20 protein-coding genes are annotated in these 21,185 nt (G+C 59.2%); 12 read left to right on the forward strand and 8 right to left on the reverse strand.

Annotation, left to right across the window (positions count from 1 at the left end; translation table 11 throughout):
* Positions 1–13 precede the first annotated feature (13 nt).
* Both BOA8489_RS09880 and BOA8489_RS09885 read left to right on the forward strand, forming a co-directional pair.
* Positions 14–1,657 (forward strand): hypothetical protein, encoded by a 1,644-nt coding sequence (locus BOA8489_RS09880; RefSeq protein WP_093973864.1) that lies wholly within the window; start codon positions 14–16, stop codon positions 1,655–1,657.
* Positions 1,654–2,244 (forward strand): DUF3726 domain-containing protein, encoded by a 591-nt coding sequence (locus tag BOA8489_RS09885; protein ID WP_093973865.1) that lies wholly within the window; start codon positions 1,654–1,656, stop codon positions 2,242–2,244. Before BOA8489_RS09880 ends, BOA8489_RS09885 begins: the two co-directional genes overlap by 4 nt.
* Positions 2,245–2,327: 83 nt before the next feature.
* Here the strand turns inward: BOA8489_RS09885 and iolG are convergent, their stop codons facing one another.
* The 5 genes from iolG to iolD are packed head-to-tail and all read right to left on the reverse strand — an operon-like array spanning position 2,328 to position 7,869.
* Positions 2,328–3,317: an inositol 2-dehydrogenase gene (gene iolG, locus BOA8489_RS09890; protein ID WP_093973866.1), complete on the reverse strand. Its 990-nt coding sequence runs from the start codon at positions 3,315–3,317 to the stop codon at positions 2,328–2,330.
* Positions 3,318–3,330: 13 nt separating this feature from the next.
* A complete protein-coding gene (locus BOA8489_RS09895; protein ID WP_093973867.1) occupies positions 3,331–4,161 on the reverse strand; it encodes a class II fructose-bisphosphate aldolase in 831 nt (276 codons plus the stop codon).
* Positions 4,158–5,000 carry a 5-deoxy-glucuronate isomerase gene (locus tag BOA8489_RS09900; protein WP_093973868.1) on the reverse strand — a complete coding sequence of 281 codons (843 nt, stop codon included), beginning with the start codon at positions 4,998–5,000 and terminating at the stop codon, positions 4,158–4,160. Before BOA8489_RS09900 ends, BOA8489_RS09895 begins: the two co-directional genes overlap by 4 nt.
* A gap of 14 nt (positions 5,001–5,014) precedes the next feature.
* Positions 5,015–6,004, reverse strand: a complete 990-nt coding sequence (gene iolC, locus BOA8489_RS09905; protein ID WP_093974012.1) for a 5-dehydro-2-deoxygluconokinase — start codon at positions 6,002–6,004, stop codon at positions 5,015–5,017.
* Positions 6,004–7,869, reverse strand: coding sequence for a 3D-(3,5/4)-trihydroxycyclohexane-1,2-dione acylhydrolase (decyclizing) (iolD, locus tag BOA8489_RS09910; protein ID WP_093973869.1), 1,866 nt, complete (start codon positions 7,867–7,869; stop codon positions 6,004–6,006). The genes iolC and iolD overlap by 1 nt, the downstream gene beginning before the upstream one ends.
* 120 nt (positions 7,870–7,989) lie before the next feature.
* Between iolD and BOA8489_RS09915 the strand changes: the two genes are divergently transcribed.
* From BOA8489_RS09915 to BOA8489_RS09925, 3 genes are read left to right on the forward strand one after another with little or no spacing between them, the layout of a single operon-like run.
* Positions 7,990–9,093 carry a Gfo/Idh/MocA family protein gene (locus BOA8489_RS09915; protein WP_093973870.1) on the forward strand — a complete coding sequence of 368 codons (1,104 nt, stop codon included), beginning with the start codon at positions 7,990–7,992 and terminating at the stop codon, positions 9,091–9,093.
* 13 nt (positions 9,094–9,106) lie between these two features.
* On the forward strand, positions 9,107–10,003 hold the full coding sequence (locus BOA8489_RS09920) for a TIM barrel protein (protein WP_093974013.1): 897 nt from the start codon (positions 9,107–9,109) through the stop codon (positions 10,001–10,003).
* 12 nt (positions 10,004–10,015) lie between these two features.
* Positions 10,016–11,149: a Gfo/Idh/MocA family protein gene (locus tag BOA8489_RS09925; RefSeq protein WP_093973871.1), complete on the forward strand. Its 1,134-nt coding sequence runs from the start codon at positions 10,016–10,018 to the stop codon at positions 11,147–11,149.
* Here the strand turns inward: BOA8489_RS09925 and BOA8489_RS09930 are convergent.
* Positions 11,146–12,147, reverse strand: a complete 1,002-nt coding sequence (locus tag BOA8489_RS09930; protein ID WP_093973872.1) for a LacI family DNA-binding transcriptional regulator — start codon at positions 12,145–12,147, stop codon at positions 11,146–11,148. The two genes, BOA8489_RS09925 and BOA8489_RS09930, sit on opposite strands and share 4 nt — an antisense overlap.
* 158 nt (positions 12,148–12,305) lie before the next feature.
* Between BOA8489_RS09930 and BOA8489_RS09935 the strand changes: the two genes are divergently transcribed.
* From BOA8489_RS09935 to dusA, 7 genes are all read left to right on the forward strand, one after another.
* On the forward strand, positions 12,306–13,253 hold the full coding sequence (locus BOA8489_RS09935) for a sugar ABC transporter substrate-binding protein (protein WP_093973873.1): 948 nt from the start codon (positions 12,306–12,308) through the stop codon (positions 13,251–13,253).
* Between the two features lie 80 nt (positions 13,254–13,333).
* Entirely contained in the window at positions 13,334–14,461 is a 1,128-nt protein-coding gene (locus tag BOA8489_RS09940) for an ABC transporter permease (RefSeq protein WP_093973874.1), read from the forward strand.
* Between the two features lies 1 nt (position 14,462).
* Positions 14,463–15,254 (forward strand): ATP-binding cassette domain-containing protein, encoded by a 792-nt coding sequence (locus BOA8489_RS09945; RefSeq protein ID WP_093973875.1) that lies wholly within the window; start codon positions 14,463–14,465, stop codon positions 15,252–15,254.
* Positions 15,251–16,060 (forward strand): 5-deoxy-glucuronate isomerase, encoded by an 810-nt coding sequence (gene iolB, locus BOA8489_RS09950; protein ID WP_093973876.1) that lies wholly within the window; start codon positions 15,251–15,253, stop codon positions 16,058–16,060. Before BOA8489_RS09945 ends, iolB begins: the two co-directional genes overlap by 4 nt.
* Before the next feature lie 2 nt (positions 16,061–16,062).
* Complete coding sequence (locus tag BOA8489_RS09955; protein WP_093973877.1) at positions 16,063–17,232, forward strand: phytanoyl-CoA dioxygenase family protein; 1,170 nt, start codon at positions 16,063–16,065, stop codon at positions 17,230–17,232.
* 11 nt (positions 17,233–17,243) lie between these two features.
* A complete protein-coding gene (locus BOA8489_RS09960) occupies positions 17,244–18,929 on the forward strand; it encodes an alkaline phosphatase family protein (protein ID WP_306345757.1) in 1,686 nt (561 codons plus the stop codon).
* 171 nt (positions 18,930–19,100) lie between these two features.
* The gene (gene dusA / locus BOA8489_RS09965; RefSeq protein WP_093973878.1) at positions 19,101–20,093 is read left to right on the forward strand and encodes a tRNA dihydrouridine(20/20a) synthase DusA; all 993 of its coding nucleotides are present in this window, start codon (positions 19,101–19,103) and stop codon (positions 20,091–20,093) included.
* Between the two features lie 72 nt (positions 20,094–20,165).
* On the opposite strand, the gene BOA8489_RS20430 is transcribed toward dusA, so the two are convergent.
* A complete protein-coding gene (locus BOA8489_RS20430) occupies positions 20,166–20,318 on the reverse strand; it encodes a hypothetical protein (RefSeq protein ID WP_176440264.1) in 153 nt (50 codons plus the stop codon).
* A gap of 103 nt (positions 20,319–20,421) precedes the next feature.
* A complete protein-coding gene (locus tag BOA8489_RS09975; protein ID WP_093973880.1) occupies positions 20,422–21,174 on the reverse strand; it encodes a sulfite exporter TauE/SafE family protein in 753 nt (250 codons plus the stop codon).
* Positions 21,175–21,185 lie beyond the last annotated feature (11 nt).

The raw sequence follows: 21,185 nt of genomic DNA on the forward strand, positions 1-21,185 counted from the left end.
CCCGAATGTGGTGATGCGGCTTGCCCGTTTGGGGTCGTTTCACCAGTCCCGACTTTCGTTCATGCGGATCCTTTTACGGCGTTTGAAAGCCGAGAACTGGCGGTTTGAGCGAACGAAATTCGAGATCGACGCACGCGGTGTCGGCGTTGCGGTCTATACGGCCATTGGACCAAAGCGCAGCTATTCGCTGATCGCTTTTGCGCACGATCTACCCCCTCAAGAACGCTCCGACAGGGTCATCGCGACGGCGTGGGATGCAACCTTTACGCTGTTTGACGGTGTGCCTGAAGTCTCTGATATAGAAAGACTTTCGAAGAATATTCCGGTGCAGGAAGCGGGTCGCGTCACGCAAAGTGAACTGAGCGTCAGTCGTGCGAACCGCTCAGCCCGGCTTTGGTACTACGTGGTTGATTGTCTTTCAAAAGGGCGACAGCCATCGCTGCAGAAAGTGCAGGATGTCGGTTATCTGATGCGAACAACGGCGGTTTACGGGTCTGGCAAGCTGGGTGCGGCGGATCGCGAGTGGACCTGCGGCAGAGAGGAATTTCTTGCGCCGTTTCAGATTGAAATGCTGACCGTGTATCTGATCCGCACGTTTGTGATGGATTTGGTTGAGCATATGGCGCAAGTCCGGTCACCCAAAACAGCCGTGACGCTGGACGCAGGGCTTCGCCGCCGTTTCGGGATCGGAAATTCGACAGGGCTTGGGATGGCACCGTTCCTGATCAACCATCCGATCCTTCTCAACAACTGGATTGCCGCGCGTGAAGAAGCGTTGGCGCGAGTGCGTTCGGTGCACAGAGCCGATGACGAGGCGCAATCCGTTTTTCATCTTTCCCTGCGCCGGGCGCAACAGAACGCTGCGTGCTGGCGTTCGGATCACGTTATACAAAAAAACAAAGTTGCTACCCTTATCAGAGACTTAGACGTACTTTCCGAATATGTTCAAGGCGGGGCTCTGGACCGGGACGATCCATGGGACTGTCTTTGGAGCTGGGCGGAATCTTCGCTTTCCGTTGAAGGTCAGGAGCAATTGGTCTCGCTGTTGTTCGAGCCTTATCCCCAGCTTGTCGACGAGCTTTCAGACTGTATGGCCGCTGATGAAACGGCGAACATGCGCATTGACGGCGCGATGTCGGCAGGCCGTTTGGCTGCTATTACCCGCGAGATTTATGACTGGGCTTTGGAGATCAACTGGGACTCGCCCGATGCTCAGGCGCGCGTCTGGTATGTCTCGGAAGAGAAGCTTGAACCCCGCTTGGGCGAAAGATCCGACGGTGATCTTAATGATTATGAACAGCCGCTTGGCCCCGGGCGGGATGTGGCGCGGATGTACGCGGATTTGGCAAGCTGCAAAGCGGAAACTGTCGCGGCCTTTCTGATGCTTTATCCGCAGCACCGCCACGCCGTGCGGCGAACTCAGGTGGCCGCGCGCTTTCCTTACGCCGAAATCCGCGACAACACGATTGCGTCGGATATGCTGCCGATCGATCTGTTACGCGCCAAGTTGAGCTATTTCGGAGCGGGCCATTTCGATCCACGATCTGATCGCTGGGTGCGGGTGAACATGTTCCAGAACGCACCGTTTCCCAACGAACTGGCGCAAGCCCTGTTCGATGATTGGGCAGTGCCAGAACTGGATGAGACAAACCGGTGACGGCGGTCTGGTCCTTGAACGAAATCCAGAGCCTCGCACACAAGGCAGTGCGTGGGTCGGGTTATGGCTGGGGCGTCGCCGAAGACGCGGGGCAGGCGGTGCGCTGGCTGTTGGCGCGCGATTTGCCCGGCGCGGACGCAGTGCTGGCGGTATGCGAGGCGGGGGCAAGATCGGCGCCGGAAACCTGTCCGTTAACCATTGGATGCGCGTTGAGTGACGGGCTGTTCCCGGTCTTGGAGTTCGGCACGCGCCCGGTTGTCTCACCGCTGTTGATCCTGCCATTTCTGGCCTGGCGGGCCGAGCGGGACAAGGTTTCGCTCAGTCTAAGCTGGCAAGGATGCGATTTTGTTGTCGGCACCTGCGGAGAGCTGTCCGTGAAAGGGAAAACGCTGAACCCTGGCGCGGCGAACTTGACGATCAGCGCGGCTGTCGCGGACCGCGCTGATCACGTTCGCGAAGCATATCGCGCGTCGGTGGATTGCGAAGTGTACGTGGCGCTTTCACGCTTTGCGGGGCGCACCTACGCGCCATCGACGCAGGCCAGCCGCGAGAGTGGTGCAGGGGCCGGGCTGACCGACAACGATTAGTCCGGATTGATGTCGCGGCCCTTCACGGTTTGAATGTTCCGGCGACGATCCGCATGTTGTCATACAAGCTTTTCGCCCAGCACTTACCCCAGTTTGACCGGCTGTCCGGTTTCGCAGGACTTCGCCGCCGCATCCGCAAGACGTTGGGCGGCAACGCCGTCGTCAATGGAAGGACTGGGGGCCTTGCCTTCGCTAATCGCAGCGATAAATGCTTCCATTTCAATCCGATAGGCATCCGCGTAACGTTCGAGAAAGAAGTGTTTGTTGGGCGCCGTGGTGAAACCGTTCTTGCCCGCAACTTCGACCAGATGTTCGAGTTTGTTGGCCGCTTTCAACATCCCGCGCGCGCCGTGCACCTCAATGCGCTGGTCATAGCCATAGGTCGCGCGGCGCGAGTTGTTGATCGTGCAGATCTTGCCAGACGCGGTCCTGAGCGTAACCACTGCGGTGTCGACATCGCCCGCATCACCAATGGCGGGATCGACCAGACAGGTGCCGACCGCGAAAACCTCAATCGGTTCCTCGCCGAGCAGGAAACGCGCCAGATCAAGATCGTGAATCATCATGTCGCGGAACAATCCGCCCGAACTTTCTATGTACGAAAGCGGCGGCGGTGACGGGTCGCGCGAGGTGATAACGACGATCTCGGCTTCTCCGATGACACCGGCGGCCAGTTGGGCCTGAAGATGGGCGAAGTTGGGATCAAACCGACGGTTGAAGGCGGTGAAAAAACCGATGCCCGCCGCCTTGACCGCGGCGCGACATTCCGCGGCGCGCGTCGACGACAGGTCGATCGGTTTTTCGCAGAAAATGGCTTTGCCAGCGGCTGCCAGCGCATGGATTTGGTCGTAGTGCAACGTGGTCGGAGTGGCGACAATCACGGCGTCGATGTCGTCGGCCTGAATGATCGCTTCTGCGGTTCGGACCTCGGCGCCTGTGCTGGCGGCGAGCTTTTCGGCGGCGGCAGGAACTGCATCCGCGACGGCTGCAAGGCGCGCCGAAGCGATGCGCGAAAGGCTAAGGGCGTGGACCTGTCCGATCCGGCCGCATCCCAAAAGTCCGATGGAAATCATTGTGTTATCCTTTTCAGTCGGCGGCCAGACCGCGCAGAACACGGCGCGCGGTTGTCATGATATCAGGTTCGACCTGTTTGAGAATCTGCACCCGGTCAAAAGCGTCCGGGGTATCTGTCAGGGCTTTGCGAAGGGATGCGCCAAAAGCCATCCGAAGCTCGGTGCCGATGTTGAACTTGCAGATGTTGGACGTCCGCGCCAAGCGTTGGCGTTGGTCAACGGGCACGCCCGAGCCGCCATGAATGACCAGCGGCACGTCTGTCGCCGCTTCGATTGCGCGGATGCGATCTTCGTCCAGACCGCCTTCCTTGTTTTGCTGCAGATGCACGTTTCCCACCGAGATCGCCATGGCATCGACCTGTGTTTCGCGGGCAAAACGGGCGGCTTCGGCCGGGTCTGTCCCGCGCGAGGTTTCACCCTCGCTATAGCCGACAAATCCGATTTCACCTTCGCAGGAAATCCCGGCCTCATGCGCCAGTTCGGCGATGCTGGCGGTCTCGTCGATGTTTTGCTCCAGTGCGCTGCGCGATCCGTCATACATCACAGACGTAAAGCCCGCATCGACCGCGATCCGGCATTCCTCGAAGGTGTATCCGTGGTCCAGATGCGCCACCACCGGGACGGTCACGCGTTCGGCCAAATGCCGGAACATGACGCCGAGAACGGGCAGGGGCGTATGGGCGCGGCACGACGGTCCGGCTTGCAGGATCACCGGCAGGTTTTCGGCTTCGGCGGCGTCCACATATGCGCGCATGTCCTCCCAGCCGAGCGTCACCAATCCGCCGACGGCATAGCCGCCTTTCAAGGCGGGTTTCAGCACTTGGGACAGCGTGGCGAGCGTCATTTGAACTTTGCCACCATGTCGAGGATGCCCGGAATGGTGTGCAGCTGTTCTTTGTGCGTTTCCTGAAAGTATTGCACCAGCGCGCGTTGGCTCAGGCCGCCGAGGATAGTGAAATAATACATTTCATAGCCGGGCAGAACGCAGCAGGGATGATAGCCCTTGTCGATGCAAATCGTCGAACCATCGACGATGTGGTAGGCGTCACCGGGCTCGTTGTCGTCGCGTTGCAGCATTTGCAGGCCCGACCCGTAATTCGGCTTGAAACGGAAGTTATAGGTCTCGTCGTGGCGGGTTTCGTCGGGCAAACGGTCGGTATCGTGCTTGTGGCTCGGAAAGCCGGACCAGCCGCCCGCACCGACGGTGAAAAGCTCGGATACCAAAAGGCGGCCCACACGATCTTTTTGCTTCTGACCAAGTATATGTTTGATTTTACGATGTGTTTTTGTCTCGTCCGACCCATACTGAACAAGATCGATTTCATTCGCTCGTACAGCGAAAGGCTCTAGCACGTCTTCGAATTTCGCGCCGGCGACAAAGATTTCCGCGGTATCGGACAAGCAAGTGAACGTCGCTTCCATTCCGGTCGGAACATAGACGCCCTCTGGCTCGCCGTCCCAAACATCGACGCCGCGTCCGCCAATCTGGCTAGCTTCGAACCCTTCGACCGAGACATCGATCAGCCCGGTCGCCGGGGCAATGCAGGTTTCGTATCCGGGGACCGCATAGCCGAATGTCTCGCCCTTTTTCAGCTTGACGATATTGAAATAATTGAGCGGCACGAGGCTGTCATCGACGTCCACGATTGGCGTATTCTGATTGTCAAACGGGGCGATGTGCATCGGGTAAAGTCCTTTCAAAGTGGTCCCGGCGCTGTGGGGCCGGGGTGCGCGGCAAGAAATGCCTCAAGTTCGGGTTCGGTCGGCATCGCGGGCGCGCAACCGGGTTTCGCAACCACGATCGCCGCACAGGCCGACCCGCGCATGACCGCGTCGTGTATGTCGCGGCCCGCCGCCAGCGAAGCGATGAAACCGGCCATGAAACTGTCACCGGCACCTGTCGGCTTCAAGGCCTTTACCGGGTAAATACCGCTTGGCGTCTCGGTACCGTTAACAAAGGTTACCGCACCGAGGTGCCCCATCTTATAGACCACGATCGCGGCAGTCGAGTTGGCCAGTTCACGCGCCTTGGTCAACCCTTTTTCGATGCCGCCTGCCATGAAGCCGAACTCTTCGTCGTTGGCGACAATGACGTCTGCCATGGCTCCCGCCCGGGACAGGACTTTCTCTGCGACTTGCGGGGATGGCCAACTGTAGGGGCGATAGTCCACGTCGAAGATCACGGGCAGTCCGGCGGCTTTGGCAAGTTCGAACGCGCGGAATGCGGCCGTGCGCGAAGGCTCGGCGGCAAAGACGGTGCCAGCGGTGATGAGCGCACCAAATTCAGTGTAATCAATGGCTTCCACGTCTTCGACGCTCATCTGAAAGTCTGCGGCACCGTTTCTGTAGATGACGGAATTGTGGTTTTCGACACGCGTCTCATAGACCGCAAGTGAGTTGCGGAACTCGCCTGCGATCGGTTTGACGTGGGTCGCGTCGACGCCGTAATGTTTCAGTTGGTTGACACAGTACCGACCGATAGCATCGTCCGACACACGGGTCACAAGCGCCGCTTTCGAGCCGAATTTCACCAATCCCGCCGCGATATTTGCCGAGCTTCCGCCCATCGCGACCATCATGGTCTCGGCGGTTTCTATCCCCGTTCCGGCAGGTTCCGGCGAGAAATCGATACCGACGCGGCCCACGACGACGAACGCATTCTTTTTGATGCCCGAAAGAACGTCCATCATACGCCCCTGCGCTGCTTCGAACGGCTTGCTTCCCATTCAAGATGTGCTTCGCGAACTTTCGGATTGTCCGTCACATGGGGCGTGCCGACCTCCCACCAGGTGTGGCCTTCGGTCGTCCAGCCTTCGTAGGCGTCCACGTTCATTACGATGACCGAGGTCTTGTCAGATGCCTTCGCGGCTTTGAAGGCTTCGGCCAATTGATCGGGCGAGTCGGCGAAGACGGCATGCGCGCCCATGGCCGCGGCATGGGCCACGTAGTCAACCGAAAACGCCTCCGGAATGGTCGGAGCGTCGGACAACAAGTTGTTGAAGCTTTCGTTTCCGGTGTTGTTCTGAAGCTTGTTGATGACCGCGAATCCGCCATTGTCCAGCACCAGTACGATCAGCTTTTTCTTTGATAAAACAGAGGAATAGATGTCCGAGTTCATCAGCATGTACGAGCCGTCGCCGGTAAAGACGATGGTGTCCGCATCTGGCTCTTTCTCGCTTTGGGCAATGCGCGCGCCCCATCCGCCGGCGATCTCGTATCCCATGCAAGAAAATCCGAATTCAACGTCCACCGTGCCCACATCAAGCGTGCGCCAGTTGGCGGTGACTTCCGCAGGAAGCCCGCCGGCTGCGGCCACAACGCGGTCGCGCTTGTCACAAAGCGCGTTCACCGCTCCGATTACCTGCGCATAGGAATTGGGGCGGTTTCCGGGGCGCACATTCTCGGCGACATAGGCGTTCCATTTGACGCGCTCGGCCTTGGCGAAGTCGGTCCAGCTTGCAGGCGCGCGATAATCAGAAAGCGCGGCGTCGAGCGCCTTTAGCCCGAGTTTCGCGTCCCCGACGACCGGGAGAGATTTGTGCTTGCCCGCATCATGGCGTGCGGCGTTAAGAGAGATTAATTTTGCGTCCTTGGAAAAGGCCGTCCAGGACCCTGTCGTGAAGTCCTGAAGGCGGCATCCGACCGATAAGATGACGTCTGCCGACTCGGCCACCGCGTTGGCGCTGTCTGATCCGGTGACACCCACGGGGCCTATATTCAAGGCATGATCGTTCACCATGTTCGCGCGTCCCGCGATGGTTTCGATCACGGGTATCTGGTGCTTCTCGGCAAAAGCCGTCATCTCGGCCACTGCTCCCGAATATTGCACGCCGCCACCTGCAATCATGATCGGACGAGCGGCTGATTTCAGCAGCCTCGCGGCATCGGCCACTTCGTCCTCATCCGGGCTAACTCTGCGAATACGATGAGTTTTTTCTTCAAAGAAAGACAGAGGATAGTCGTAGGCCCAGCCCTGTACGTCTTGCGGCAATCCAACGAATGCAGGCCCACAGTCAGCCGGGTCCAGCAGAGTCGCCAGCGCGGCGGGCAGGGACTGAATGACTTGGGCGGGGTGGGTGATCCGATCCCAATACCGGCTGACCGCTTGGAAGCCGTCGTTAAGACCCAAAGCGGGGTTCCCGAAGTGCTCGATCTGCTGAAGGACCGGGTCAGGCAGGCGCGTCAGAAAAGTGTCTCCGCAGAGCATTAACAATGGTAAACGGTTGGCGTGCGCCAAAGCGGCCGCCGTTAGCAGATTGGCCGTTCCCGGACCCGCTGACGCGGTGCAGAACATGAAGCGACGGCGCAAATGATATTTTGCGTACGCGGCAGCCGCGAATCCCATGCCCTGTTCGTTTTGTCCCCGGTAAAGCGGGAGCGTTTCGCGATGGTCATAAAGGGCCTCGCCGAGGCAGGTCACATTGCCATGGCCGAAAATGCCAAAGCCGCCGCCGCACACGCGCAGCCGTTCGCCATCAATTTCAATGAATTGCGCGTTCAAATAGCGAATTATCGCCTGCGCGGTCGTAAGTCGCACTGTCTGGTCGCTCATCGGTGGGTCCTTCCCGAGAGTTCGAATTCCGGTCAATCCTGCACCAAGGTGCTTGACGCTCTTGTGCGTTAGAAGATACCCGTGTTGCAACCGGTTGCAATGGTTTTTCGGGGGTAGGGCGTGACGGAAATTGGCGTGGGTATCATCGGCGGCGGCTACATGGGCAAGGCGCATGCCGTTGCCTATTCGGCGGTTGGTGCGGTTTTCAACACGCGACTTCGACCCAGACTTGAGATGGTGGCAGCCTCGACCAGGGCGTCGGCGGACCGCTATTGCGCCGAGTTCGGGTTCGCGCGCGCAGCCGACGACTGGGCGCAATTGGTCAGAGATCCAAGGGTCGAAGCCGTGGTCATTGCCGCGCCGCAAGCGACCCATCGCGCGGCTGCCGAGCTGGCCTTTTCACTTGGCAAGCCCGTGTTTTGCGAAAAACCGCTTGGAGCGTCTATTGAAGACGCGCGCGCCATGACCGCAAGCGCGGCTGCGCGAAAATGCATCAATATGGTCGGCTTCAATTACATCAGAACACCTGCTTCCCAGTATGCGCGCAAGCTGATTTCTGACCGCGTCATCGGAGATGTGACCTGGTTTCGCGGCGAGCACACCGAGGATTTTCTGGCGGATGCAGACACACCCGCGTCGTGGCGCACGAAGGGGGACTCAAACGGCACAATGGGCGATCTGGCGCCGCATATGATCAATGCCGCACTTGCTCTGATCGGTCCGATATCTTCTGTCATGGCGCAGATTGAAACTGTGCATAAGTCTCGCGGTGGAGAGCCGGTGACCAACGATGATCATGCGCAAATGATGTGTCGGTTCGACAGTGGCGCAATGGGGCACATGTTTTTCAGCCGCGTCGGGACGGGGCGAAAAATGGGCTATGCCTACGAGGTCACGGGCACCAAGGGCGCGATTCGATTTGATCAGGAAGACCAGAACGCGCTTTGGCTCTACAAGGCGGAAGGGCCGGAGGCCGAGCGTGGATTTCGCAAGATCTTGACCGGTCCCGCACACCCGGATTACGCCCCCTTTTGCCAGGGGCCAGGGCATGGAACGGGCTATCAGGATCAGATCATTATCGAAGCGCGGGACTTTCTGGAAGCCATCGCGGATGATCAAAACCGGTGGCCGACGTTTGCGGATGGATTGGCCGTTTCGCAAGTGGTAGAGGCTGCGCGCACATCAAATTCCGCCGGGGTCTGGACCCCGGTTCAGGGTGACTGAAGGAGACCCGCCTGTGACGATCAGAATTGGAAATGCGCCGTGTTCATGGGGCGTTGAATTTGCGGATGATCCCCGCAATCCGGCGTGGCGGGATGTGCTGCGTGAGAACGCGCAAGCGGGATATAAGGGTATCGAATTGGGGCCTGTCGGTTTCATGCCGGAGGATCCCGCACACCTGGGCGAGGCGCTTTCCGAGTTCGATCTTGAGCTGATTGGTGGTGTCGTTTTTCGCCCTTTCCACGACCCGAGCGCATGGGGCGATGTGCTGGATGCCTCGGTCAGAACCTGCAAGGCTCTTAAGGCGCATGGCGCCGAACATCTCGTCTTGATCGACTCAATTTCGCCGCGACGCGCGCCAACAGCCGGCCGAGCGGATGCCGCCGAACAGATGGACAAGGCCGAGTGGACCGCCTTTCGTGGCCGCATTCAGCAGGTCGCAAAGATGGGTGCCGAGGAATTCGGCCTGACCGTCGGGATCCATGCGCATGCGGCGGGTTTCATGGATTTCGAGCCCGAGTTGGAACGCCTTCTGGATGAGGTCGATGAAAAAATCCTGAAGATTTGCTTCGATACCGGGCACCATTCCTATGCCGGTTTTGACCCCGTGGCCTTCATGGAGCGCCACATCGACCGGATCAGTTACATGCATTTCAAGGACATCGATCCGGTCGTAAAGGCGGACGTCATTGCCAACGGGACGGGGTTCTATGATGCCTGCGGGCAGGGTATTTTCTGCAATCTTGGGGACGGTGATGTTAACTTTCCTCGTGTGCGCGACATACTGATCGAGAACGGATTTGAAGGCTGGTGCACCGTCGAGCAGGACTGTGATCCCACGCTTCCCGACACCGACGCGCTTGGTGATGCCAAGGCAAACCGCGCTTATCTGCAATCAATCGGCTTTACCTGAAGGAGCCCGGACGTGACAAAGTTGAAATGGGGAATGATCGGCGGCGGTGAAGGCAGTCAGATTGGCCCGGCGCATCGCTTGGGATCGCAAGCCGATGGCCTTTTTTCGTTTGAAGCCGGTGCGTTAGATGTCGATGCGGCGAAAGGGAGAGCCTATGCACAGTCGCTGGGTATTGCCGCCGACCGTGCGTATGGTGACTGGAAAGAGATGCTGGCGGGCGAGCGAGGTCGCGACGACAAGGTGGACCTTGTGACCGTTGCAACGCCGAACAACACCCATTTCGAGATCACCAAATCCTTTCTGGAAGCCGGTTTTCATGTGCTTTGCGAAAAGCCGATGACAATGACCGTGGAAGAGGGCGAAGAGATCGTGCGGGTCGCGAAAGCGAGCGGAAAGACCTGCGCTGTTAACTATTGTTACTCGGCCTATCCGATGGTTCGTCAGATGAAGGCGATGGTCGCCGCCGGCGAGTTGGGGGCGATCCGGACGGTGGTTGCGAACTTCAGCCACGGGCACCATGCGGCGGGGGACGACGCGGACAATCCGCGGGTGCGCTGGCGGTATGATCCGGCGCAGGCGGGTGTCTCGGGGCAGATGGCTGATTGCGGAATTCACGCCCTACATATGGCGAGCTTTATCACCGGGGACGAGGTCGAAAAGCTGTCTGCGGACTTTGCCTCGACCGTGAAGGGGCGCGTTCTGGAAGATGATGCGATGGTGAACTTTCGCACAATGAAAGGCACCGTCGGACGGCTTTGGACCTCGACCATCGCACTTGGTCGACAGCATGGGTTGGACATTGCCATCTACGGTGAAAAGGGCGGCATGCGGTGGGCGTCTGAGCAACCCAACCAGATCATCTACAACCGGCTGGGCGCGCGCACCGAGATCATCGAAAAGGGCGAGGCCGGATTGTCGGAAGACGCGCAACGCATGAGCCGGGTGGCCATCGCGCATCCCGAGGGGTTCCCTTTGGCGGTTGCCAACATCTACGTGGATCTGGCGGCCAAAATCCGCGGTGAAGGCAAAGGCAACCTGCCGACAGCCGAAGACGGTTTGCGTTCGATGGCTGCGGTTTTCGCGGCCGTGGATTCAGCTTCAAAAGACGGTGCCTGGGTAGACGCGCGCCCGCCGATGTTCCGTTAGGATTTCAAGGGGCGTAGCGTCCCCCGTTCGACGATCACGCAGGCAAAAAAGCGACCTTCGGGCGTGCGCTCGGGCTTGTCGAACATCGCGACGACCAGCTCGACAGAGCTGTCGATGATCTGATGGATCGGCTGGCGAATAGTGGTGAGGTTGATGTTCTCCCAACGGGCCATATCCATGTCATTCAGGCCGATGATGCCGATGTCTTCCGGCACTTTGAGGCCATTGTCGGCGACGGCGCTGAGCGCGCCGATGGACAGAACATCATCGCCACAGAAGTAGGCCTCGGCGTGGTCTTTTTTCAGCAGGTCGAGCATCTCGGCGCGACCGGCTTCGAAGGAATAAGCGGTGGCGAACGACTCGGTCAGCTTGATGCCGGGCGCTACGGTCAGAACCTCGTTGAAGCCCTTGCGGCGGTCGATCGTCGAGGTCGCCTCGCGGGGACCACCCAGGAAACCGATGCGTTTGTAACCCCGCGCCACCAGGGTGCGGGCGGCCATGCGACCGCATTCGACATTGTCGATTCCGACCACATTCACGCGCGGACTGGCAGCGATTCGACCAAAGGAATGCACGACAGGCACGCGGGCTTCCTGAAAGGCCAGCGCGAATTCGGGCGACAGCGTCGACGAGGCGACGATCACCCCGTCCACCGAATATTGGCGCAGAAGCTGCAGCGTTGCTTCGGGGTCGGTCTGGTCCGTCAGATTGACCAGAAGCGGCCGCAAACCGCGTTCCTGCAGAAGCCGGGTGAACAGATCGAAAACCTGCAAGAAGAACGGGTTATGAAAGTTGTTCGAGACAAGACCGATCAGCTTGGTACGCCCCGTCGTCAGTGACGAGGCCAGCGCATTCGGGCTGTAACCCAACTCGGCGGCGGCCCTTTCGACCTTTCGCCGTGTCTTGGCGGAAACCGAAGCGCCTTCGGTAAAAGTGCGCGACACCGCAGAGCGCGAGACCCCCGCTTTTTGCGCGACGTCTTTCAATGTGACCGGCATGGCACCCTTTGCATTCTGACTGCTCGATGGACTCAATATAAAAGCGCGGACGTTCTTTTTGCAACCGGTTGCATTTTTTTCGCCCCTGTGTTTCTCTAGGCTTGCGAGGAGGTTTATTCACTTCGCCAAATAAATACTGAACGTTCTGGGAGGACATCATGAAAAATCTTATAACATCGCTCGTGATAGGCGCGGCGGTTCTGACCGCGCCCGTCGCCGCGACGGCGGCAGGCCACAGCGAATTGAAGTATGTGCTGGTCAGCCACGCGCCAGACAGCGACAGCTGGTGGAACACCATCAAGAACGGCATCGCACTTGCCGGCGAACAGATGGGCGTAGAAGTTGAATATCGCAATCCGCCGACCGGCGACATTGCGGATATGGCGCGCATCATCGAACAGGCTGCAGCCTCGGCGCCCGATGGCATCATCACGACGCTTGCTGACTTTGACGTGCTTGCCGGACCGATCCGTGCCGCAGTGGATCAAGGCATCGACGTCATCATCATGAACACCGGCACGCCCGAGCAGGCGCGCGAAGTTGGCGCGCTGATGTATGTTGGTCAGCCCGAGTATGATGCAGGTCTTGCGGCCGGTATTCGCGCAAAAGGCGAAGGCGTGACCAATTTCCTTTGTGTGAACCACGCGATCCAGCAGCCCACAGTGGGTGAACGATGCCGTGGATATGCCGACGGGCTTGGCGTCGAGCTTGGCAATTCGATGATGGATTCCGGGACCGACCCGGCGGAAATCAAGAACAAGGTTCTGGCGTATCTGTCGGCCAACCCTGACGTGGACGGCATTCTGACGCTGGGTCCGGTTTCCGCAGATCCGACGATTGCGGCTTTGCAGGAAAACGGTATGGCCGGTGACATTCACTTCGGTACATTCGACCTTGGCGAAGAGATCGTTAACGGTATCAAGGACGGCACAATTGCTTGGGGTATCGACCAGCAGCCCTTCCTTCAGGCCTATATGCCTGTTGTGATTCTGACCAACTGGGACCGCTATGGTGTTCTTCCTGGCAACAACATCAACTCGGGTCCGGGCTTCGTCACTGCGAACGGCCTGACCAAAGTCGAAGAGTTCGCTGGCGAATACCGCTAAGGCGACCTGACTTGACCGGCGATCCCCTTGAAGGGGGGTCGCCTTTTTCTCCTGCCTTTTGATTGAAAGGAGCGGTCGAGATGACAGATGCATCCAAAACCGACGCCCCCGATACGGACGAGCGCGTCAAGGAGATGTCCTCTTTCAGACGTTCGCTGATCCGACCCGAGTTGGGCGGCATGGTTGGCACAATTGCAGTATTTGTTTTCTTCCTTCTGTTTGCTTTTGACAGCGGCATGTTCAACAGTCAGGGCGTGATGAACTGGTCGATCGTTTCGGCGCAGTTCATGATTATTGCCGTGGGCGCATGTCTGTTGATGATCGCGGGAGAGTTCGATCTGTCGGTCGGTTCGATGATCGGCTTTGCGGGCATGATGATCGCGGTGTTCGGGGTGGTGCTGGGCTGGCCGATGTGGATCACCATCATCATCACATTTGCGATCTGCATCGCGATCGGTGCGGTGAATGGCTATATCGTCGTCAAAACAGGGCTGCCAAGCTTCATTGTGACACTGGCGTTTCTGTTCATCCTCCGCGGTTTCACGATCTATATTCCTCAAACGCTTGAAAACAAGACCATTATCGGTGGCATCCGCGACGCGGCCGAAGGCGACTGGCTTGGCGCAATATTCGGCGGCAAGATCGGTGGCGGCCTTTTCGAAATGCTGGGCAATGCCGGGGTGATTGCAACCTTTGAGCGTGGTTCGCGGATGGGCGAGCCGGTTGTTGACGGCATTCCCATGATGATCATCTGGGCTATCGCGCTGATCGTTTTCGGACACGTCCTTTTGACAAAGACACGGTTCGGCAACTGGATTTTTGCGGCCGGGGGCGACTCGGAGGCGGCCCGCAACTCGGGCGTTCCGGTGAACCGTGTGAAGATTCTGATGTTCATGTTCACCGCCTTTTGCGCCACGGTTTTCGCAACCTGCCAGGTTATGGAATTCGGCTCGGCTGGGGCCGACCGGGGGCTCTTGAAGGAATTCGAGGCGATCATTGCGGTGGTCATCGGAGGCGCATTGCTGACCGGTGGCTATGGTTCGGTTCTGGGGGCCGCGCTTGGCGCACTGATTTTCGGCGTCGTGCAGCAAGGTCTGTTCTTTGCGGGCGTCGAAAGCTCGCTGTTCCGGGTGTTCCTCGGACTTATTCTGCTCGGCGCGGTTATCCTGAACACCTACATCCGACGCATGATTACGGGGGAGCGTTAAGATGGCCGATCAATCCAAAACTCCGATCATTCAGATGAAGAACATCGAAAAGCACTTTGGCGCGGTAATCGCGCTGGCGGGGGTGTCTCTGGATGTGTTTCCCGGCGAATGTCACTGTCTTCTGGGCGACAACGGCGCGGGGAAATCGACCTTTATCAAAACCATGTCGGGCGTGCACAAACCCACCAAGGGCGAGATCATCTTCGAGGGCAGGCCGATGGATTTCGAGACGCCGCGCGATGCGATGGATGCAGGCATCGCCACGGTGCACCAACACCTTGCGATGATCCCGCTGATGAGCGTTGCACGGAACTTTTTCATGGGCAACGAGCCGGTGAAAAAGATCGCGGGCATCAACTTTCTGGATCAAACGAAAGCGGATCAGGTGACGATGGACGAGATGCGCAAGATGGGCATCAACCTGCGCGGGCCGGATCAGGCGGTCGGCACCCTGTCGGGCGGCGAACGTCAGACCGTTGCGATCAGTCGCGCCGTCTATTTCGGTGCCAAGGTTCTCATTCTGGACGAGCCGACATCGGCTTTGGGCGTACGGCAAACGTCGAACGTGCTGGCGACGGTCGACAAGGTTCGAAAGCAGGGCGTGGCGGTGGTCTTTATCACCCACAACGTACGGCACGCGATGGCCGTGGGCGACCGCTTTACAGTATTGAACCGGGGCCAGACGCTGGGCACGGCCGTGCGCGGCGAGATCAGCCCGGACGAGTTGCAGGACATGATGGCGGGCGGTCAGGAAATGGCCACGCTGGAAGGATCGCTTGGCGGCACCGTATGACATCATTGTTGCGAAAACCGTTGGGGACCACGGGCTTGGTCCACAACATCACACCCGAAAGCGCGGGCTGGGGCTATGTCGGCTTCGCGCTTCACCACCTTTCTCCCGGGGATGTTGCTTCAGGGTCGACGCGGGACCTTGAAGCCATCCTTGTTGTGGTGGAAGGCAAACTGGACCTTTCGGTCGGGGATGCAGTCTTCGGTGAAATCGGGGACCGTATGTCAGTGTTTGAAAAGACCGCGCCGCATTGCGTCTATGCGCCCGGTGGCACCGACTGGACGGCGAAGGCGACCACCGCCTGTGTTCTGGCGGTTTGTACAGCACCTGCCCAAGGCGACTATCCGGTGCAACGCCTCGGCCCCGAAGGCATCGAGTTGACGCCGCGCGGCAAGGGCCAGAACCAGCGTTTCATCAACAACATCGCAATGGAGGGCAGGGACGTGGCAGGCAGTCTTTTGGTCACCGAGGTTTTCACGCCATCTGGCAACTGGTCGTCTTATCCAAGCCATCGTCATGATGAAGATGACTTTCCGCGCATGACCTATCTTGAAGAAACCTATTACCACCGCCTGAACCCCGCGCAGGGTTTTGGCGTGCAGCGGGTTTATACCGAGGACGGTTCTCTCGATGAGACGATGGCCGTCAAGGATGGCGATGTCGTGCTTGTGCCGAAAGGTCATCACCCCTGTGCGGCGCCCTATGGCTATGAGTTGTACTATCTGAACGTGATGGCTGGCCCTTTGCGGAAATGGCGGTTTGAAAACGATCCTGCGCATGACTGGATCGCCCAGCGGGACGTGGATTGACGATGTACGGATATTACTCAGCCGACGCCTGCAACCTGAGCGAGTTCAAGGCGATCACCGCGCGCAACGTTGATCCGACGGACATTCCGAACGCCATGGGCGCGCCGAAGAACGTGCCGGTCTATGACTGCGCGGTCTTGGGCGACATGCTGCGAGACAAGGATCAGCGCCGGTTTCTGATGGCCGAATGGGCCGAGATTCTGCATCGCGGGGCAGGGGTCTTCGTGCTGAAGGCTGCCTGCACCAACCTTGCCTCGATCGACGCGGCGACGGCGGTTTTCAACAAGATCATCGCGGCCGAGAAATCAAAATCCGGCGGCGGGGCGGACCACTTCGCCGCCACCGGTTCAAACGACCGCATCTGGAATGCGCTGCAAAAGCTCTGCGAGGCCGCGCCGGACGTTTTTGTCGACTATCACGCCAGTCCCGCCATTGATGCAGCCTGTGAGGCGTGGCTTGGACCAAATTACCAGATGACGGCACAGGTGAACCTGGTCCATCCGGGCGGGCAGCCGCAACAGGCGCATCGTGATTATCATCTTGGATTTCAGACCGCCGACGTCAGCGCCACCTATCCGGCGCATGTGCATGATCTTTCGCCCTTGATGACACTTCAGGGCGGCATCGCGCATGTGGACATTTCGGTCGAAAGCGGGCCGACGAAACTTCTGCCCTTCTCGCAGACCTATCGACCGGGATACGCCGCCTGGCGACGCGAGGACTTCCGCGCGCACTTCGAGGAGAACCACGTTCAATTGCCGCTCGACAAAGGCGACGCCATCTTCTTCAGCCCGGCGCTTTTTCACGCGGCAGGGGCCAACACGACCCGCGATGTCGAGCGTATGGTGAACTTGCTGCAAATCTCGTCACCGTTCGGTCGCGCGATGGAATCCATCGACCGCACGGCCATGTGCAAATCCTTGTTCCCGGTCCTGTCACGCGGTTGGCAAACCGGAGAGATCACGGAAACAATGCTGGATATCGTTCTGTCCTCCGCAGCTGAAGGGTATTCCTTCCCGACCAACCTCGACAGCGACCCGCCGGTTGGAGGCCTGGCGCCTCGGTCGCAAAAAATGCTTGTGAAGCAAGCGATTATGTCCGGGGTATCGTTTGATATCCTCAGCGCCGACCTTGATGCACAGGCCCGTGCCAAACTGGCGACGCCTCTCTGAAAGAGCGGCTTGTGCCCGAAGTCGCCGCGCCTATGGTGAAGGCCACCAAGGGTGAAGCGAGGAGCGACAAGCGCATGGGCAAGAACGTCCTCTGGATCATGGCCGATCAATTGCGATGGGATTATCTCGGCTGTTTCGGCGCGCGCCACATCGATACGCCGCACCTTGATCGCCTTGCCGCCAAAGGGGTGCGCTTCAACAAGACCTACGTTCAATCGCCGATTTGCGGTCCTTCCAGGATGAGTTTCTACACGGGCCGTTATGTGCGCAGTCATGGTTCGACATGGAACAACGTCGCGCTGAAAATCGGAGAGATGACCCTTGGCGACCATCTGCGCGAGATCGGGGTGAAGTGCAGTCTGGTCGGCAAGACCCATATGACGCCCGACAAGGAGGGCATGGCCCGTCTTGGGATCGAACCCGACAGCACCATCGGTGCGCTGGCCAGCGAGTGCGGTTTCGAGGTCATCGTGCGCGATGACGGCACCAACCACACGGATTACCCTCATCGCCACGGCGAAGACTATGATGCCTATCTGCGCGCCCACGGCTTTGACGGCGACAACCCGTGGGAGGAATGGGCAAATTCGGCGGAAGGCGAGAATGGTGAGTTGCTGACGGGCTGGCTTTTGAAGAACTCGCATTTGCCTGCGCGCGTGCCTGCCGAGCATTCGGAAACGGCCTGGCTGACCACGCGCGGGATCGAATTCATCCAGGCCCAGGGCGACCAGCCGTGGCTGTGTCACCTGAGCTATATCAAGCCCCATTGGCCTTATCTGGCCCCTGCGCCCTACAACGACATGTATGGTCCGGGTGACCTGCCGCCCGTCGTGCGCAGCAACGCCGAACGCGAGACGGATCATCCGTTGATGAAAGCATGGCTCGATACTCGTGTGTGTCAGTCGTTTTCCCGCGACGAGGTCCGCGACCGGGTCGCGCCGGCCTATATGGGGCTGATCAAGCAGCTTGATGACGAGATGGGGCGGCTCTTCGATTTTCTCGAAAGCACGGGCCGGATGGAGGACACGATGATCGTGTTCTGCTCGGATCACGGTGACAACATGGGCGATCACTGGCTGGGCGAAAAGGATCTCTTTTACGACTGTTCCGCCCGTATTCCGCTGATCGTCTACGACCCGCGCCCCGAGGCGGAAGCGACGCGCGGCACTCTGACGGATGCTTTGGTCGAAGGCATCGACCTTGTGCCAACTTTCCTTCAGTACTTCGGCGGAGAGGCGAAACCGCACATCATCGAGGGGCGCTCGCTGCAACCGCTTCTTCACGGGAAACCCACGGACTGGCGCGCGTTTGCGGTCTCGGAATACGACTATTCCACCCGACAGGCGCGGCTTGATCTGGGTCTGGATCAGGCTGATGCGCGGCTTACGATGATCTTCGATGGCCGCTGGAAAATGGTGCATGTCGAGGGGTTTGCTCCCTTGCTCTATGATCTTGAAACGGACCCCGACGAATTGTCCGACCGCGCGCCCGATCCTGCCTGCGCCGCCCATCTGCAACGCCTGAATGCTGCTCATTTTCACTGGGCCCGCCAGCACCACGCCCGCACGACCGTGACGGGTGCGCAAATGGACCTGCGAGCAAAAAGACAGGAACCGCACGGCATTTACATCGGTCTCTGGGACGAAGCCGACCTTGCGGCGACGAACAAGATCCTGCCCGACAAGGCGTCAGGCTAGGGCGCACCGATCGCGGACCCTTGGGTGCTTTTTTGTCGTGGACCGCTTTTGATGCGGTTTCCCTCCCTCGCACAATTCGGTTATTGATCGCCCGCAGAGGGGCAACGTCTCGATATGAGGGTGCATTCCGGCACAGGGCCAAGGGCAGAAGTTTGAAGAAACGGACGTAAAATGCACATAAATCAACATGCCAGACTATCCGTCGCGCCGATGATGGATTGGACCGACCGCCATTGCCGCGTGTTTCACCGCACGCTGTCGCACCACTCACTTCTTTATACTGAAATGGTCACCGCGCCTGCGCTTGTACGGGGCGGGGCGACGCATCTTCTGAATTATTCGGAAGTCGAACACCCGGTGGCGCTGCAGCTCGGTGGGTCTGATCCGGACGAACTGGCCGAGGCGGCGCGTATTGGCGCGGGCGAGGGGTATGACGAGATCAACCTTAACGTCGGTTGCCCTTCGGACCGGGTGCAGTCGGGCACCTTCGGCGCGGTTTTGATGAAAACGCCCGATCTGGTCGCGTCTTGTGCGACCGCCATGCGCGCTGCCGTGAATGTTCCGGTCACAGTCAAATGTCGGATCGGTGTCGATGATCAGTTGCCCGAAGTGGTGCTCCCCGATTTCCTGGCGCGCATCCGCGATGCTGGCGTCACCCGCGTCGCCATCCACGCGCGCAAGGCATGGCTGCAAGGCCTGAGCCCCAAGGAGAACCGGGATATTCCGCCTTTGGACTATGCACTTGTTCACGCGATGAAAACCGCGTTCCCGGACCTGCATATATCGATTAACGGCGGGATTGAGGGGTTGGTGCAGGCGCAGGATCACCTTGGGCGCGGGCTGGACGGAGTGATGATCGGTCGCGCGGCCTATCACACGCCCTGGGACACACTCTCGCGCGCGGACTCGCGGATTTTCGGCCAGTCCGACCCCTGTGAAACGCCGCACGATGCCGCAGAAGCCATGATCCCCTATATCGAGGCCCACATCGCCAGCGGCGGTCGTCTGCACAATATCACGCGCCATATGCTGGGTCTGTTTCAGGGCCGACCCGGCGCGCGGGCATGGCGCCGGATTTTGTCAACCGATGTGCACGCCGAAGGGGCAGGGGTCGAGGTGCTGGAAACCGCTCTGGCCCAGGTGCCACGAGAGCTTGCGGCCTGAGCACGGCTAGGCGGCGTGCAGCGCCTTGACCGGCTTTTTCTGCGAGCGCACCGCGAACGGCTTCGGGGTTCACTACCAGACATTGCCGACCACGTTGAAAAGCCCATAACCGTTGGCATCGAATGCGCGCGCGCGGCGTTGACGTGTCCGTCCAGACCCAGGACCTGATGCGGTAAACAGTCCCGCCAGATGATGCAGGGCTGAAAGGCGGCGTCGTCGGCTCATGCCGGCCTCGGGGAAAGGGGATATTACCACGCCCGCCGCGGGGAAAAGAGTATGATAATTCAATGGCATAGACCGCGTGACCCGGGTTCTGCCGATCCGGGCGTCAAAGCAATCGTATCATGCCCAAAATGCAGAAGATCACGAGCAGCCACATGACCAGGGTCTTGAAGGTCTCGGAAGGGGTTTTGGCGAACTGGCGCGTTCCCAGAAAGATACCTGCCAGCAGGGCGGGGATGGCAGCGACAACGTACAGGATCGTTTGCGCGTCATACCGGTCGGCAAGCAGCAAGAAGCCTCCGGTGATGATATCGGTGAAGAACAGGTAGGCGATCATCGTCGCCCGCATCGTTGTCGACGAGACATTTGTCGTCGTGAAGAATAGCGCAAGCACCAGCCCGCTCAGCGCAGTCGCGCCGTTGACCGCTCCGGCCACAAGCCCCGAAAGGAAAAACGTGGCGTATGAGAAGCTCACGGGTTTTGGCTTCGAAAAAAGCAGGACAAGCGTGGACGCGAATATGATCCCGTAGACCAGCAATTGCAGCGGTCTTTCGGACATCTGAGAAAGCAACAAGACACCCACCGGCGTACCGATGAGGCTGGCGACAATCAGGACTGTGAGATATTGCCTGTTAATGTCGGGGAGTATCCGCCGCGCCTGTGCGCTGGAGGCTACGATTTCAAGCGCGATCGACATGGGTACAATTTGGGAAACCGGCATGACCGGGACCAGGCAGACCATGACAATTGCCGAAAACCCAAAGCCGGCATATCCCCGCACCAGTGCCGCCAGGAAAACCGCGGCCAAGCTGAGAAACATGGAGAATGGCGACAGGTTCAGACTGATTTCGCCGAACATCCATCCCTCCA

It is taken from the genome of Boseongicola aestuarii (assembly GCF_900184815.1).
Taxonomy (GTDB): Bacteria; Pseudomonadota; Alphaproteobacteria; order Rhodobacterales; family Rhodobacteraceae; genus Boseongicola; species Boseongicola aestuarii.

Excerpts from the sequence above, each read along its gene's own strand:
- BOA8489_RS09880 (WP_093973864.1), top strand. The coding sequence starts at position 14 with ATGCGGCTTGCCCGTTTGGGGTCGTTTCACCAGTCCCGACTTTCGTTC.
- iolG (WP_093973866.1), bottom strand. The coding sequence starts at position 3,317 with ATGATTTCCATCGGACTTTTGGGATGCGGCCGGATCGGACAGGTCCAC.
- BOA8489_RS09895 (WP_093973867.1), bottom strand. The coding sequence starts at position 4,161 with ATGACGCTCGCCACGCTGTCCCAAGTGCTGAAACCCGCCTTGAAAGGC.
- BOA8489_RS09900 (WP_093973868.1), bottom strand. The coding sequence starts at position 5,000 with ATGCACATCGCCCCGTTTGACAATCAGAATACGCCAATCGTGGACGTC.
- iolC (WP_093974012.1), bottom strand. The coding sequence starts at position 6,004 with ATGGACGTTCTTTCGGGCATCAAAAAGAATGCGTTCGTCGTCGTGGGC.
- iolD (WP_093973869.1), bottom strand. The coding sequence starts at position 7,869 with ATGAGCGACCAGACAGTGCGACTTACGACCGCGCAGGCGATAATTCGC.
- BOA8489_RS09930 (WP_093973872.1), bottom strand. The coding sequence starts at position 12,147 with ATGCCGGTCACATTGAAAGACGTCGCGCAAAAAGCGGGGGTCTCGCGC.
- BOA8489_RS09935 (WP_093973873.1), top strand. The coding sequence starts at position 12,306 with ATGAAAAATCTTATAACATCGCTCGTGATAGGCGCGGCGGTTCTGACC.
- BOA8489_RS09940 (WP_093973874.1), top strand. The coding sequence starts at position 13,334 with ATGACAGATGCATCCAAAACCGACGCCCCCGATACGGACGAGCGCGTC.
- BOA8489_RS09945 (WP_093973875.1), top strand. The coding sequence starts at position 14,463 with ATGGCCGATCAATCCAAAACTCCGATCATTCAGATGAAGAACATCGAA.
- iolB (WP_093973876.1), top strand. The coding sequence starts at position 15,251 with ATGACATCATTGTTGCGAAAACCGTTGGGGACCACGGGCTTGGTCCAC.
- BOA8489_RS09955 (WP_093973877.1), top strand. The coding sequence starts at position 16,063 with ATGTACGGATATTACTCAGCCGACGCCTGCAACCTGAGCGAGTTCAAG.
- dusA (WP_093973878.1), top strand. The coding sequence starts at position 19,101 with ATGCACATAAATCAACATGCCAGACTATCCGTCGCGCCGATGATGGAT.
- BOA8489_RS20430 (WP_176440264.1), bottom strand. The coding sequence starts at position 20,318 with ATGAGCCGACGACGCCGCCTTTCAGCCCTGCATCATCTGGCGGGACTG.
- BOA8489_RS09975 (WP_093973880.1), bottom strand. The coding sequence starts at position 21,174 with ATGTTCGGCGAAATCAGTCTGAACCTGTCGCCATTCTCCATGTTTCTC.